Here is a 13,232-nt window from a genome sequence, read left to right on the forward strand (position 1 = left end):
GCTAGGGTAGTTCAGGCCGGGCAGGTCGTCGCCGCCGGGTTCGCCCTTCCCGCGCTCACGCTGCGTGCAATGGCCGCCGCGGCTGCCGCCGTGATGCGCTGCGCGGCCTGCGCCACCGCGTCGATGCCGCTTGCGACGCCCTCGCCCACGTTCAGCTGGCAGACCATGGTGCGGGTCTCGTCGGTGCGCCGCAGCGTCCAGCTGAAGCCGGCGTCCACGCGGCCGCCATCGACTGCGTCGAACTGGCGCACCTGCACCGCGATGCGCCACACGGGCTGCGATGTTTGCCGGCCGCCCTTGGTGACGTCGAGCGCGCCGAGCCTGGCCGCGATGCCGCTGGCGAGTGCATCCTGCAGTTCGCTTTCGAACGACGCGGCCCAGCGGTGCTGCTCGAGCACGTCGACCTGCACGCTGCCGTTGGAGCGCCCCACCACCATCTGCGGCCTTGCAAGCCGTTCGGGCACCGCCACCGGTGCCAGCTCTATGTAGATCGGCGCGGCGGTGCCGATGGTCGAAGGCGCGGCTTCGGCGGCGGGCACCGTGCTGGCCAGCGTGTAGTAGTTGTCGGGCTTGCTCGCGCAGCCCGCAAGGACGATCAGCGCGGCCGCAGCGGCACCGAGAAGGGGCGGTGTTGTCTTTTTCTTCATTTCTTGTCGTCCGGTTTGCCGCGCAGCAGCGACTCGGGATGCCGCTCGAGGTAATCGGTCAGCACGCGCACGGAGCCGGCGGCGCGGGTCAGCTCGCGCAGCGTCTGGCGCATGTCCTGCTGCAGCGGCGAATCGTCGGCCAGCGTGCGTTCAGCGTTGTTGACGGTCTTGCGCACGTCCTTCATGGCGGCGGCAAGCTCGGGCGTTACGTCGGTGTTGATGCGCGTTACCGCCTGCTCGGTGCTGGTGAGCGTCTTGTTCAGCGTGGTGAGCGTGGTGCGCAGGTCGGCGGCAATCTGCTCGTACGGCACCTTGTTGAGCTTGCTCGCAATCTCCTGCACCTGGGACTGGATCTCGTCGAGGCTGTTGGCCATGGTGGGCAGCTCGATCGGGTTCTTCGTCACGTCGATCTTCGCCGGCGGCGCCTTCGGGAAAAAGTCGAGCGCCACGTACACCTGCCCTGTCAGCAGATTGCCGTTGCGCAGCTGTGCGCGCAGGCCCTTTTCGGCCAGAAAGCGCAGGCGCTCCTGCTGCGTGGCGCGCGATTCCGCGCCGCTTTCGCCGGCGCGGCGGCGCAGGCGGTCGGGGTAGACCTGCACCAGCACCGGCATGCGGAACTCCCGCTCGGCGCGATCGAACTCCACGCCGATGGACTTGACCTCACCGATCACCACGCCGCGGAAGTCGACCGGTGCGCCCGGCGTGAGGCCGCGCAGCGACTGGTTGAAGTACATCAGCAGCGTTTGCGGCGGACCGTCAGGCTCCTTCATGGCCGTGGTTTCGTCTTCGGCGAGCGTAAAGGCCGTGTTCTCCTTGGCCAGCGGCCCCATGGCGTCTTCCGGCGCCTTGAAGGCAATGCCGCCCAGCAAGATGGTGGCAAGCGATTGCGTGCGCAAGGTGAAGCCGCTCGCGCTCAGCTGCGCATCGATGCCGCTTGCCTGCCAGAAGCGCGTGTTCACGCCCACGAACTTGTCGTAAGGTGCATTGACGAAGATGCGCAGCGTCACGCCGCGGCCGTCGCCATCGAGTTCATAGGCGGCCACCTGGCCCACCTTGATGCGCCTGAAGTACACCGGCGAGCCCACGTCGAGCGAACCGATGTCCGTGGCGCGCAGCAAGAACTGCTGGCCCGACGCATCGCGCGTGACGATGGGCGGCACTTCGAGGCCCTTGAACTCGCTCGCGGTTTCGGTCGATACGCCCGCATCGGCGCCGATGTATGCGCCCGAGAGCAAGGTGCTCAGGCCCGAAATGCCGGAGGTGTCGAGCCGCGGCCGCACCACCCAGAAGCGCGAGTCTTCGGCGGTGAAGCTCTTGGCCTCGTTGTTCAGCTGCACAATCACGCGCACGTGCGAGCGGTCACGCGCAAGCCGCAGGCTCTGCACGGTGCCGATCTGCACGTCCTTGTACTTGACGGCGGTCTTGCCGGCTTCCAGGCCTTCGGCGGTATTGAAGGTGAGCACGATCTCGGGCCCGCGCTCCATCAGTATCTTGGCGATCAGCATCACGCCGACCAGCGCGGCCACGATGGGAATCAGCCAGATCAGCGAAGGCAGCCACTGGCGCCGGCGCACCACGCGCGGCGGAGGCAAGCCGGGCGGGGCCTGGTTGTCGTTCGGTTTGACGTCTTCTTCACTCATGCTGGCTTTTCTTCCCTGTTGTCACTTGCCGGTTCATTTCGCTGCCGTTCGGCTTGCTGTTGCTCTTTGCTGTCCCATGTGAGCCTGGGGTCGAAGCTCAGCGAGGCGAGCATGGTCAGCACCACTACCGAGCCGAAGGCCGCAATGCCCACGCCCGCATTGATGACCGCAAAGCCCTGGATCTGCACCAGCCCGGTGAGCAGCGACACCACGAACACATCGAGCATCGACCAGCGGCCGATGATCTCGACGATGTGATAGAGCTTGGCCCGCTCGGGCCTTCGCCAATCGCTCGCGCGCTGCGCCAGCAAGGCGAGCAAGATCAGTACCGTGAGTTTGAAAAGCGGCACCAGGAAGCTTGCGATGAAGATGATCGCCGCGAGCCCGTAGGCACCCGACACCCAGAAATAGATCACGCCGCTCAGGATGGTGTCGTACTGCGCGCCGAACAGCGTGCGCGTGATCATCACCGGCAGCAGGTTGGCCGGTATGTACATGATGCAGGCCGCAATCAGGAAGGCCCAGGTGCGTTTGAGGCTGTAGGGCTTGCGCGTGTACAGGCGGGTGCCGCAGCGGCCGCAGGGCTCGCCCTCGGCCGCGTCGCGCCAGACGGCGTCGCAATGCGGGCAGGCCACAAGGCCGAGCGAGGCGGCCGTGGCCGCCGGGGTTTCGTCGCCGTCGTCATGCGCATGGAGAAAGGGGCCGATCACGCAGCGCCCTCCTTCGGTTCGCCGGGCGGGCGAAAGGTCATTTCCCAAAAAGCATTGGGGTTGAACGAGAGCACGGCGGTGAGCAGGACCGTGAGCGCCATGAAGGCCCACAGCGCCGGCCCGGCCACCACGGTGGCCATGCTCGACAGTTTGACGATGGCCACCAGCACGCCGAGCAGGAACACCTCGACCATGCCCCAGGGCCGGAGCATCTGCATGGCGCGCACCAGAATGGCAAAGCCGGCCGGCCGGTGCTCGCGCTGGAGCGGAATGAGCAGGTAAGCCAGGATGCAAAGCTGCAGCAGCGGAAACAAAAGCGTCGTCGCCAGCACCAGCAGCGCCACCAGCGACATGCCCTCGGTGCTCAGCACCAGCACGGCGCCAGCCAGCGTGGTCTGGCTGCGCAGGCCCTGCAGTTCGATCTCGACGATCGGAAACAGGTTGGCAATGGCAAACATGATGAGCGAGGCCACCGTCAGCGGCAGGATGCGGCGCTGCTGGTCGCCGGCGTGGCGATAAAGCTCGGTGCCGCAGCGGGCGCAGCGCGAAACCTCGCGCGGCTTCAGGGGCGTGCGGCTGAAGACCGCATCGCAGCCCGGGCAAACCACGGTTTCAGGTACTTCCGTCATGGGGCCGTACCCTACCCTATTCAGCCATGGTGCCCTGTCGTCTTGAGCCGCAGGCTGCTGAAAATTGCCGCAACGCCGGCGCAACAGGCCGCCAGCACCAGTGCCACCACCGGCCCGTGGCCGCCGTGCGGGCTCCATACGCTGAACACGCCCGCCAGCACCACCGCCCCCAGCGTCTGGCCCGTGAGCCGCGCCGTGCCCAGCATGCCGCTGGCCGCGCCGCTACGGTGCGCCGGCGGCGAGGTCACGATGGTGTGGTTGTTCGGCGACTGGAACAAGCCGAACCCGAGGCCGCACAGCGCCATGCGCCACGCGATGTCGGCATTGCCCGGGTGCGCCGGCAGCGCGGCCAGCAACGCCAGCCCGATGGCGAGCAGGCCCAGCCCGATGCCGCCGAGCAGCCCGTCCGGGTAGCGCCCGATCAGTCTTCCCGCCAGCGGGGCCATGGCGACGATGGCCAGTGGCCAGGCGGTAATGAGCAACCCGGCCTCGATATGGCTGCGGCCGTACACGTCGAGCAGCAGGAACGGCAGCGCGATATAGGCCAGCATCTGCGCGCAGAAAGCGGCGACCGAGGTGCCCATGGAAAGCGCGAACACCGGAATGCGCAGCAGGTCGATGGGAAAAAGCGGCACCGCCAGCGTTCGCTGCCGCCGCAGATAGAAGTAGCCTACCGCCACGCCGGCCAGCAGGATGAGCCAGGCGGAGGCATGCGACCCACCGGCCGCCGCGCCGCCCTCGCGCACGCCAAGGCGGTCGACCCCCAGGAACACCAGCGAGAACATCAGCACGTTCAGCGCCACGTCGACCGGCGAGAAGCGCAGGCCCGCTGCCGGCGCCACGCGGTTGAACGGCAGCGCCTTCATGCCCAGCGCGAACACGAGCAGCCCGAGCGGCACATTGATGGCAAAGAGCCACGGCCACGAAGCCACAGACAGAATGGCCGCCGCCACCGAGGGCCCCGCCACCGAAGACGTGGCCACCACCATCGAATTGATGGCCATGCCGCGCCCCAGCAGCGCCGAGGGAAAGGTCAGCCGCACCAGCGCCGCATTCACGCTCATGATGCCCGCCGCCCCCAGGCCCTGGAAGGTGCGGGCGGCAATCAAGGTACCGAGCGAATCGGCGAAAGTGGCGCCGATGGATGCCACCGTGAACACCGCCATGCCCACCAGGTAGACGCGCCGGTAGCCCACCAGGTCGCCCAGCGACGCCAGCGGCAGCAGCATGACCAGCGTGGCGATCTGGTACGCGTTGACCACCCAGATCGCATGCGAGGGGCTGGCCTGGAGCTCGCGCGCGATGCCCGGCAGCGCCAGGTTGACGATGGTGCCGTCGAGCACGGCCACCATGATGCCCAGGATGATGACCAGCATCGCGCGGCGGCGCGCGGGTTGCTCGAGCCCGTCGACTTGCTGCGTGGCCTGGCTGGTCTTGGGCACCGCGGCCTCGGTGCCTGCACGCGTGGTGTTCAAGCCTCTTGCGCTCCCTGTGCGCTACGGGTGGGTTGCGAGGGCACGCGCCCCAGCGTGAGCCAGGTGAGCACCAGCGCAATGAGCGCGCCGCCGGCCATGCCGGTCACCATCGGCAGCGGGCGCCCGTCGGTAAAGAGGCCCACCACTGCCATGGCCAGCGCGCCGGTCAGCATCTGCAGCGTGCCGAGCAATGCCGAGGCCGTGCCGGCAATGGCGCCGTGCATTTCGAGCGCCAGCACGCCGGTGGTCGGGATCACCAGGCCCATGAAGCCCGAGGCGATGAAGTAGAGAACGATCAGCACCCAGAGGCTGTCGCCGCCCGTCGCAAAGTAAGTGAACATGGCGACCATGGCCGCGCACGAGGCCACCACGCCGAACTTGACGAGGCCCACCAGCCCGAAGCGCTCGCCGAGCGAACCCGTGAGCTGCGAGGCGCCGATGAAGGCCGCCGCGTTCACGCCAAAGGCCACGCTGTACATCGCGGGCGACAGGCCGTAGTGGTCGATCATCACGAACGACGAATTCGCCAGGTAGGTGAAAAAGCCCGCCATCGCAAAGCTGCCGATGAACACCAGCCCAAGGTAGTGCCAGTCGCGCAGCAGCAGCCAGTAGGCCGACAAGGCGCTGCCGAGGCTGCTTTCCACGCGCTGCGATGGAGGCCGCGTTTCCTGCAACTGCGTGACCATCATCGCCAGGCCTGCCGCCGCGGCAATGGTCACGGCCCAGAACACGCCGCGCCAGCCCGTGACCGCAATCACGGCGCTGCCCGCCAGCGGCGCGAGGATGGGCGACACGCTGAACACCAGCATCAGCAGCGACATGAGCCGCGCCGCATCGGTGCCGGTGTGCAGGTCGCGCACCACCGCGCGCGGAATCGCCATGCCCGCCGCCGCCCCCAGGCCTTGCACGAAGCGCAGCACGATCAGCGTATGGATGTCGGTGGCCAGCGCGCAGCCGATGCTCGCAAGCGCAAACAGCACCAGCCCGGCATAGAGCGGCGGCTTGCGCCCGACCATGTCGGAGATCGGTCCGTACAGCAGCTGGCCGGCGCCCAGCGAAAGAAAGAACGCCGTGAGGCTCATCTGCACCGCGCCGATGTCCGCGCGCAAGCTCTGGCCGATGGCAGGCAGCGCCGGCAGGTACATGTCGATGGCGAAGGGTCCGATGGCGGAGAGCAGGCCCAGCAACAGGGCCATCTTGAAGAAGGGAGAAGAACGCATCGACCGATTGTCGCCAAGCGCGGCGGTTGGTGCAGGCGTGGGGTCGGCGCCCGGCCGTTGCCAATTCTGGCGAAAGAGTACGAACTTGGTATTCAGCTGGTTCCCGCCGGCGCCATCCTGGATATTCGCGACGACGCAAACGGCGGCTACGCTATCGGCTTCCCGGAATATTCAGAACGATTCACAACAACAGTCTCCTGGAGGGAGTTAGCCATGGCCGTCGCGCGCACGATCCATAAAGACCTTTTTCGCGTGTTCTTGCTGACCCTGGTGTCGCTCTTCGCCATTCCGGCGGCGACACTGGTTTTCACCGAATACGCGCTGCGCTCGCAAGACGCCGAGTTCTTGCAGGCGATCGAAGCGCGCATCGCGGCCGACACCCGCCTCGACGGCGGCTCGACGATCGGATGGGACGAGGTCAAGAACCTGACCTTCCAGGACAACGCCTTCGCCGACATGCTGATCGTCACCCACCACGACAAGGGCATGCTGGGTGCGCGCACCACCAAGGTGAAGGTGGGTGGCCTCGGCAAGCAGAAGGACAACTTCAAGGGTGCCGTCGGCCGCTACTGGCAGCGGCACCAAATCATGAGGGCCGAGCAGGCGGCGTCGACTCGGGCCGAAGAGGAAGTACCCGCATGAAATCCGGCAAGCTTCCCGCGCTGCTCGTCGTTCTGGCCGTGGCGTACTTCCTGACCAGCCTCGGGCACTTCACCCACAACGCGGAGTTCATCTGCGAGTACCCGAACCTGCCGGCCTCGTTCACCAGCGCAAGGATCTACGCGGCCTGGGCGGCAATTACATCGGTGGGCGTGCTCGGCTTCTTCTTGCTCATTGGCAAGAAGTGGATCGCCACGGGTCTCGTCCTGGTTGCTGCATACGCCGTGCTCGGATTCGACGGCCTCGGCCACTATGCACTCGCACCGTTCGAGTGGCATACGCGCATGGCCAATGTCACCATCCTCGCGGAAGTGGTCGCCGCGGCGCTCCTGTTGTCGGCCACGGTGTACCAGCTGGTAGCGCGCCTGCGCCAGCCGGCAAGTATCTGAAGAAGAGTTCGGCCAGGGCTTCTAGAACAACGACGCCATGCCGTTCGGCCGCGCGCCCTCGATGTCGAGCATGCGCAGTTTCGTCAGCGCGCCGCCGCCCGCGGAAAAGCCGCCGGGCTTGTTGCCCGCGGCCAGCACGCGATGGCACGGCACCACCGGCGCGAAGGGGTTGTGGCCCATGGCCTGCCCTACCGCGCGCGAAAGGCCCTTGTCGCCCAGCTCGGCCGCGATTTCGCCGTAGGTGCGCGTCTGGCCGGGCGGAATGCGGCGCGCAATGGCATAGATGCGCTGATGGAATTCCGACACGTGGCTCATGTCGAGCTCGATGTTGCCCAGGTCGTCGGGGGCACCTTGCAGCAGGGCCTGGATGGCCGCGACCGCCTTCTGCGCGCTCTCCGGTGGCGCCGCCTCTGGAAGATCCGGAAAGCGGCGCCGCATGCGCGCCCGGGTGGCGGCCGCCCCGCTTTCTTCAGGCAGTTGCACACCGATGAGCCCGCGCGGGCTCCAGGCCAGCGCGCAGGTGCCTATGGCAGTGTCGAACAGCGCAAAGCCGGGTTCCGCCGCAACTGCTGCTGTTGTCACTGCTGCTTTATCGTTCATTGCGCCATTTTGTGCCACCCGCGATAGCCGTTCAATCGACCAGGGCTGCCGGCGCCAGGTGCCGCTCGAGCAGTACGGCCACATGCACCGCTTCGCGCTGCGCGCCGTCGCCGATCTGGTGGCGGCAGCTGGTGCCGTCGGCCACCACTATTGCGTTCGGCTTCGCGCGGATCGCCGGCAGCAGGCTGGCCTCGGCCATCTGCATCGATACGTCGATATGTCGCGCCTCATAGCCGAAGCTGCCGGCCATGCCGCAGCACGAGCTTTCGATCAGCTCGGGCTCAGCGCCGGGAATGAGCCGCAGCACCTCGAGCACCGGGCTCACTGCGCCGAAGGCCTTCTGGTGGCAATGGCCGTGCAGCAGGATCGGCGCCGTCGCGGGGGTGAGCGCAAGCGCGAAGCGGCCGGCCTTCATCTCGCGCGCAATGAACTCTTCGAACAGCAGCGCCTGCCTGGCGACTGTTCCGGCCTTCTTGCCGAAGCCCATCACCAGGGTTTCGTCGCGCAGCGTAAGCAGGCATGAGGGCTCGAGCCCGACGATGGGAATGCCCGCCTCCGCCAGCGGCTTGAGCGCGTCGATCAGTGCCTCGGCACGGCGCTTGGCTTCGGCCACCATGCCGCTGGCCAGGAAGGTGCGGCCGCAGCAGTGGTGTCCGCCGCTTTTTTCGACCGTGTGCAGCGTGTAGCCCGCGGCCTTGAGCACGCGTGCCGCGGCCAACGCGTTCTCGCTTTCGAAAGTGCCGTTGAAGGTATCCACGAAAAGCACCGCGGCCTTGCCGCCGTTCGCCTGTACCGACAGCACCGCCTCGCGGCCGGCGAACATGCCGTGCAGCTCGGCCTTGGCGCGCCAGAAGGTGTCGGAACGCCATTCCGGCAGCGAGCGGCGAGCGGAAAAGCCCAGCAGTTTTTCGCCGAGCCAGGCCGCCCCGGGCATGGTGTTGCGCAGGTTCATGAGCCAGGGCATGCGGCTGGCCGTACGGGCGTAGTCGGGCATGTAGGCCACGATCTTGTCCTTCAGCGTGTGGCCGTGGCGCTTCTTGTAGTGATCGAGAAACTCGATCTTCATCTTCGCCATGTCCACGCCGGTCGGGCAGTCGCGCTTGCAGCCCTTGCAGCCGACGCACAGGTCCATGGTCTCGTGCATCTCTTCGCTGGTGAAGGCGTCCGGGCCGAGCTGGCCCGAGAGCGCAAGCCGCAGCGTGTTGGCGCGGCCGCGCGTGAGGTGCTGCTCGTCGCGCGTCACGCGGTAGCTCGGGCACATGGTGCCGGCGTCGAACTTTCTGCAGTGGCCGTTGTTGTTGCACATCTCTGCGGCCTTGGCGAGGCCGCCGGTGCTGTCGCCGCCGGTACCGGGGGCGCTGGTTTGCTCGGTGACCGGGTCGGCATTGACGTTCCAGGCCGACCAGTCGAGCACGGGCTTGAGCTCGATGCGCTTGTAGGGCTTGGGCGCAGTGGGTGGCGCAAAGCGGAACAGTGCGCCGTCGTCCATGCGCGGCGTGTCGACGATCTTGCCGGGGTTGAACAGGTTGGCCGGGTCGAGCTTCTGCTTGATGGCGCGAAACGCCTCGTTGATGGCCGGGCCGAACTGCCACTCGATCCATTCGCCGCGGCACAGGCCGTCGCCGTGCTCGCCGCTGAAGGCGCCCTTGTACTTGCGCACCAGCGCCGCGGCCTCTTCGGCAATGGCGCGCATCTTAGTGCCGCCGTCTGCGCGCATGTCCAGAATCGGCCGCACGTGCAGCGTGCCGACCGAGGCATGCGCATACCAGGTGCCGCGGCTGCCATGCCTGGCGAACACCTCGGTCAATGCATCGGTGTATTCGGCCAGGTGCTCGAGCGGCACGGCACAGTCCTCGATGAAGCTCACAGGCTTGCCGTCGCCCTTCAGGCTCATCATGATGTTGAGGCCGGCCTTGCGCACTTCCCACAGGTTTTTCTGTCGCGCGTCGTCGGGCATTTCGACCACGCTGCCGGGCAGGCCGAGGTCGCCCATCAGCTCGACCAGCTGCTTAAGCCGCGGCAGCAGCCCGGCCTTTTCGGCGCCGGCAAACTCGACCAGCAAAATGGCCGCCGGCTTGCCGATGAGTGCGGTCTCCACGGTCGGCTTGAAGGCCGGGTTGGCAAGGCTGAGCTCGATCATCGTGCGGTCGACCAGCTCCACCGCCGTGGGGCCCAGCTTCACGATGTGCTGCGCCGCGTCCATGGCCGAATGAAAGGTCGGAAAGTTCACGATGCCCAGCACCTTGGCGCGCGGCAGCGGCGCCAGCTTGAGCGTGAGGCTCCTGGTGTAGGCCAGCGTACCTTCGGCGCCGATCAAGAGGTGCGCAAGGTTCACGCTGCCGTCGGCGGTGTAGGGGCGCTCGTTCTGGTTGTCGAAGATGTCGAGGTTGTAGCCGGCCACCCGGCGCAGCACCTTGGGCCAGTGGGCGTGGATCTGCTCGCGATGCTCCACCGCCAGCCCGTGCACGAATTGCGCGATGCCGGCCGCGCGCGCGCCCAGCCTCGCCTGCGGCCCGAACTCCACCAGTTCGCCGCTCGAAAGCCACGCGCTCACCCCCAGCACGTTGTGCACCATGTTGCCGTAGGCGATGGAGCGCGAACCGCAGGAGTTGTTGCCCGCCATGCCGCCCAGCGTGGCCTGCGCGCTGGTCGACACATCGACCGGATACCAGAGGCCATGCGGCTTGAGCTGCGCGTTCAGGTGGTCCAGCACCAGGCCGGGTTCGACGGTGGCGGTGCCCTCCTCCACGTTCACGTCGAGCACGCGGCGGAAATGCTTGCTGTTGTCGATCACCAGCGCGGCGCCGGTGGTCTGGCCGCACTGGCTGGTGCCGCCGCCGCGGGCGAGCACAGGCACCTTCAGGTCGCGCGCAATGTCGATGGCAGTGGCAATGTCTTGCTCATTGGTCGGCACGAACGCGCCGACAGGCGTGATCTGGTAGATCGACGCATCGGTGGCGTAGCGCCCGCGCGACCCGTCGTCGAACAGCACCTCGCCCTGCGTTTCGGCACGCAGCCGTCGTGCAAGCGCATCGCAAGTCTCGTTGGGTGGAAGAACGGTTCCGGCGGGCTGGATGTGGCTGGCGGGATCGACGCGCATGGTGTGGCTCAGCTCGCTTTGTGGACCTGGGGATAGATTTCGCCGGCGCGCATCAGCTCCAGCACCGTGTCGCGCTTGCGCATCAGGTGCGCGACCATCACCTTGCGCATCGCTGGTGCGTCGCGTGCGGCCAGCGCGCCGACCATCTGCTCGTGCTCTTCGACCGCATGCTTCCACTTGGCCTCGTTCTGGTTGGTTCGAAAGCGCAGCGACTGCACGCGGGCGTTGATCGAGCGGTAGGTGCTGGCCAGCACCGGGTTGCCCGCGGCCTCGTTGATGGCTGTGTGGATGCGCGCGTTGAGGCGGTAGTAGCCCGAGAGGTCGCGCCGCGCGAAGCAGGCCATCATTTCGTAATGCAGTGCGCGCACCTCGGCCAGTTGCTCGTCGGTGATGCGCTTGGCCGCCAGCTCGCCCGACATGCCTTCGAGCATGGCCAGCACCTCGAAGGTGTCGAGCACGTCGGCTTCGGTGAGCTTCACCGCCACGGCGCCGCGGTTGGGCAACAGGTCCACCAGCCCTTCGGCCCCGAGCAGCTTGATGGCCTCGCGCAACGGTGTGCGCGACACGCGCAGCTGGAGGCAGAGCTCGCGTTCGTTGAGCTTGGCGCCCGGTGCGATGTGCCCTTCGACCAGCATCGTGCGCAGGCGCGAAGCCACCTGGTCGTGCAGCGCGAGGCGCGAGATTTCAATGATGTCTGCGGTCATGTCTGTTTCCCTTGAATGCATTTTGAATGCAAAAACCTACACCTGCAATCCTGACATTTAAGGGTAAACCTTCATGCCATATTCAATTTTGAATGCAAAACTGAACGCGAAAGGACCGCCATGCTGCAACTCGACATCCATCCCACCGGCCGCCACTTCCTCCAGATTCCCGGCCCGAGCCCGGTGCCCGACCGCATCCTGCGGGCCATGAGCCTGCCGACCATCGACCACCGCGGGCCCGAGTTCGGCGCGCTGGGTCTCAAGGTGCTCGGCGGCATCAGGCAGATCTTCAAGACAAAGCACCCGGTCGCGATCTACCCCGCTTCCGGCACGGGTGCATGGGAGGCCGCGCTCGCCAACACGCTGAGTCCGGGCGACCATGTGCTGATGTTCGAAACCGGCCACTTCGCATCGCTGTGGCAGAAGATGGCCGCGCGGCTTGGCCTTTCCACCGAATTCCTCGCCTGGACGGGCAAGGACGAGCACCTGCCCGCCGCGCCCGGCTGGCGACGCGGCGTGCAGGCCGACCTGATCGAGGCCCGTCTGCGCAAGGACACCGAAAGGAAGATCAAGGCCGTGTGCGTGGTGCACAACGAAACCTCCACCGGCGTGACCTCCGACATCGCTTCGGTGCGCAAGGCGATCGATGCGGCGGGGCACCCGGCGCTGCTGATGGTCGACAGCATCTCGGGCTTGGCGAGTGCCGATTTCCGGCACGACGAGTGGGGTGTGGACGTCACCATCAGCGGCTCGCAAAAGGGTTTGATGCTGCCGCCCGGCATCAGCTTCAACGCGCTCTCGCCGCGTGCGCTCGAAGCCTCGAAAACCGCCAGGCTGCCGCGCGCCTTCTGGGCCTGGGACGAGATCGTGGAGATGAACAAGGACGGCTACTGGCCCTACACGCCCAACACCAACCTGCTCTACGGCCTCTCGGAATCGCTCGACATGCTGCTCGGCGAAGGACTGGACAACGTGTTTGCGCGCCACCAGCGCTGGGCTGCCGGCGTGCGCGCGGCGGTCAACGCCTGGGGCCTGCCGATCCAATGCGCCGACCCGGCGGTGTACTCGCCCGTGCTCACCGGCGTGATCACGCCTGAAGGCGTCGATGCCGACGCGCTGCGCCGCCTGATTCACCAGCGCTTCGATCTTTCGCTGGGCACCGGCCTCGGCAAGCTCAAGGGCCGCATGTTCCGCATGGGCCATCTGGGCGACAGCAACGACCTGACGCTGGTCGCCATGGTGGCGGGCGTCGAAATGGGCATGAAGCTCGCGGGCATCAAGCTGGCAGGCAGCGGCGTGCACGCGGCCATGGACCACTTCGCGAGCCACGCCGCATCCCCGGCACTGCAAAACGCCGCGTAGCGCACGAACCTGTTCACACCCGGCCGCAACGCGTCGCTCGAACGGCGCGGCGGCCGACACCCTTGCCTGACGTCCAGTCAGGCACGCATCGGACCC

Annotated in this window: 12 protein-coding genes; 3 read left to right on the forward strand and 9 right to left on the reverse strand. The window is 66.9% G+C overall.

Features of this window, described 5'->3' with window-relative positions; all coding sequences use genetic code 11:
* Positions 1-11: 11 nt before the first annotated feature.
* From EJI00_RS04865 to EJI00_RS04890, 6 genes are all read right to left on the reverse strand, one after another.
* Entirely contained in the window at positions 12-647 is a 636-nt protein-coding gene (locus EJI00_RS04865; RefSeq protein WP_126746347.1) for a membrane integrity-associated transporter subunit PqiC, read from the reverse strand.
* Positions 644-2,287 carry an intermembrane transport protein PqiB gene (locus EJI00_RS04870; protein WP_126746348.1) on the reverse strand — a complete coding sequence of 548 codons (1,644 nt, stop codon included), beginning with the start codon at positions 2,285-2,287 and terminating at the stop codon, positions 644-646. The genes EJI00_RS04865 and EJI00_RS04870 overlap by 4 nt, the downstream gene beginning before the upstream one ends.
* The gene (locus EJI00_RS04875; RefSeq protein ID WP_126746529.1) at positions 2,284-2,994 is read right to left on the reverse strand and encodes a paraquat-inducible protein A; all 711 of its coding nucleotides are present in this window, start codon (positions 2,992-2,994) and stop codon (positions 2,284-2,286) included. The genes EJI00_RS04870 and EJI00_RS04875 overlap by 4 nt, the downstream gene beginning before the upstream one ends.
* A complete protein-coding gene (locus EJI00_RS04880; protein WP_126746349.1) occupies positions 2,994-3,626 on the reverse strand; it encodes a paraquat-inducible protein A in 633 nt (210 codons plus the stop codon). The genes EJI00_RS04875 and EJI00_RS04880 overlap by 1 nt, the downstream gene beginning before the upstream one ends.
* A gap of 20 nt (positions 3,627-3,646) precedes the next feature.
* Complete coding sequence (locus EJI00_RS04885; RefSeq protein WP_260590467.1) at positions 3,647-5,002, reverse strand: MFS transporter; 1,356 nt, start codon at positions 5,000-5,002, stop codon at positions 3,647-3,649.
* A gap of 95 nt (positions 5,003-5,097) precedes the next feature.
* Entirely contained in the window at positions 5,098-6,321 is a 1,224-nt protein-coding gene (locus EJI00_RS04890) for a multidrug effflux MFS transporter (RefSeq protein ID WP_185868065.1), read from the reverse strand.
* A 57-nt stretch (positions 6,322-6,378) separates the two neighbouring features.
* On the opposite strand from EJI00_RS04890, the gene EJI00_RS25330 reads away from it, so the two are divergent.
* Positions 6,379-6,963: a hypothetical protein gene (locus EJI00_RS25330; RefSeq protein WP_260590459.1), complete on the forward strand. Its 585-nt coding sequence runs from the start codon at positions 6,379-6,381 to the stop codon at positions 6,961-6,963.
* Positions 6,960-7,370, forward strand: coding sequence for a hypothetical protein (locus tag EJI00_RS04900; protein ID WP_126746350.1), 411 nt, complete (start codon positions 6,960-6,962; stop codon positions 7,368-7,370). The genes EJI00_RS25330 and EJI00_RS04900 overlap by 4 nt, the downstream gene beginning before the upstream one ends.
* Positions 7,371-7,391: 21 nt before the next feature.
* Here EJI00_RS04900 and EJI00_RS04905 read toward each other — a convergent pair whose 3' ends face one another.
* From EJI00_RS04905 to EJI00_RS04915, 3 genes are read right to left on the reverse strand one after another with little or no spacing between them, the layout of a single operon-like run.
* The gene (locus EJI00_RS04905; RefSeq protein WP_126746351.1) at positions 7,392-7,970 is read right to left on the reverse strand and encodes a methylated-DNA--[protein]-cysteine S-methyltransferase; all 579 of its coding nucleotides are present in this window, start codon (positions 7,968-7,970) and stop codon (positions 7,392-7,394) included.
* A 31-nt stretch (positions 7,971-8,001) separates the two neighbouring features.
* Complete coding sequence (locus tag EJI00_RS04910) at positions 8,002-11,070, reverse strand: FAD-binding and (Fe-S)-binding domain-containing protein (protein WP_126746352.1); 3,069 nt, start codon at positions 11,068-11,070, stop codon at positions 8,002-8,004.
* 8 nt (positions 11,071-11,078) lie between these two features.
* Positions 11,079-11,774, reverse strand: a complete 696-nt coding sequence (locus EJI00_RS04915; RefSeq protein WP_126746353.1) for a GntR family transcriptional regulator — start codon at positions 11,772-11,774, stop codon at positions 11,079-11,081.
* Positions 11,775-11,894: 120 nt separating this feature from the next.
* On the opposite strand from EJI00_RS04915, the gene EJI00_RS04920 reads away from it, so the two are divergent.
* Positions 11,895-13,136 (forward strand): pyridoxal-phosphate-dependent aminotransferase family protein, encoded by a 1,242-nt coding sequence (locus EJI00_RS04920; protein WP_126746354.1) that lies wholly within the window; start codon positions 11,895-11,897, stop codon positions 13,134-13,136.
* The last annotated feature ends 96 nt before the right edge of the window (positions 13,137-13,232 follow it).

This window comes from Variovorax sp. DXTD-1, from assembly GCF_003984625.1.
In the GTDB taxonomy this organism is placed as follows: Bacteria; Pseudomonadota; Gammaproteobacteria; order Burkholderiales; family Burkholderiaceae_C; genus Variovorax.

What these genes read in the sequence shown, in the direction of transcription:
- EJI00_RS04865 (WP_126746347.1), bottom strand. Translation starts at nt 647, where the DNA reads ATGAAGAAAAAGACAACACCGCCCCTTCTCGGTGCCGCTGCGGCCGCG.
- EJI00_RS04870 (WP_126746348.1), bottom strand. Translation starts at nt 2,287, where the DNA reads ATGAGTGAAGAAGACGTCAAACCGAACGACAACCAGGCCCCGCCCGGC.
- EJI00_RS04880 (WP_126746349.1), bottom strand. Translation starts at nt 3,626, where the DNA reads ATGACGGAAGTACCTGAAACCGTGGTTTGCCCGGGCTGCGATGCGGTC.
- EJI00_RS04885 (WP_260590467.1), bottom strand. Translation starts at nt 5,002, where the DNA reads ATGCTGGTCATCATCCTGGGCATCATGGTGGCCGTGCTCGACGGCACC.
- EJI00_RS04890 (WP_185868065.1), bottom strand. Translation starts at nt 6,321, where the DNA reads ATGCGTTCTTCTCCCTTCTTCAAGATGGCCCTGTTGCTGGGCCTGCTC.
- EJI00_RS04900 (WP_126746350.1), top strand. Translation starts at nt 6,960, where the DNA reads ATGAAATCCGGCAAGCTTCCCGCGCTGCTCGTCGTTCTGGCCGTGGCG.
- EJI00_RS04905 (WP_126746351.1), bottom strand. Translation starts at nt 7,970, where the DNA reads ATGAACGATAAAGCAGCAGTGACAACAGCAGCAGTTGCGGCGGAACCC.
- EJI00_RS04910 (WP_126746352.1), bottom strand. Translation starts at nt 11,070, where the DNA reads ATGCGCGTCGATCCCGCCAGCCACATCCAGCCCGCCGGAACCGTTCTT.
- EJI00_RS04915 (WP_126746353.1), bottom strand. Translation starts at nt 11,774, where the DNA reads ATGACCGCAGACATCATTGAAATCTCGCGCCTCGCGCTGCACGACCAG.
- EJI00_RS04920 (WP_126746354.1), top strand. Translation starts at nt 11,895, where the DNA reads ATGCTGCAACTCGACATCCATCCCACCGGCCGCCACTTCCTCCAGATT.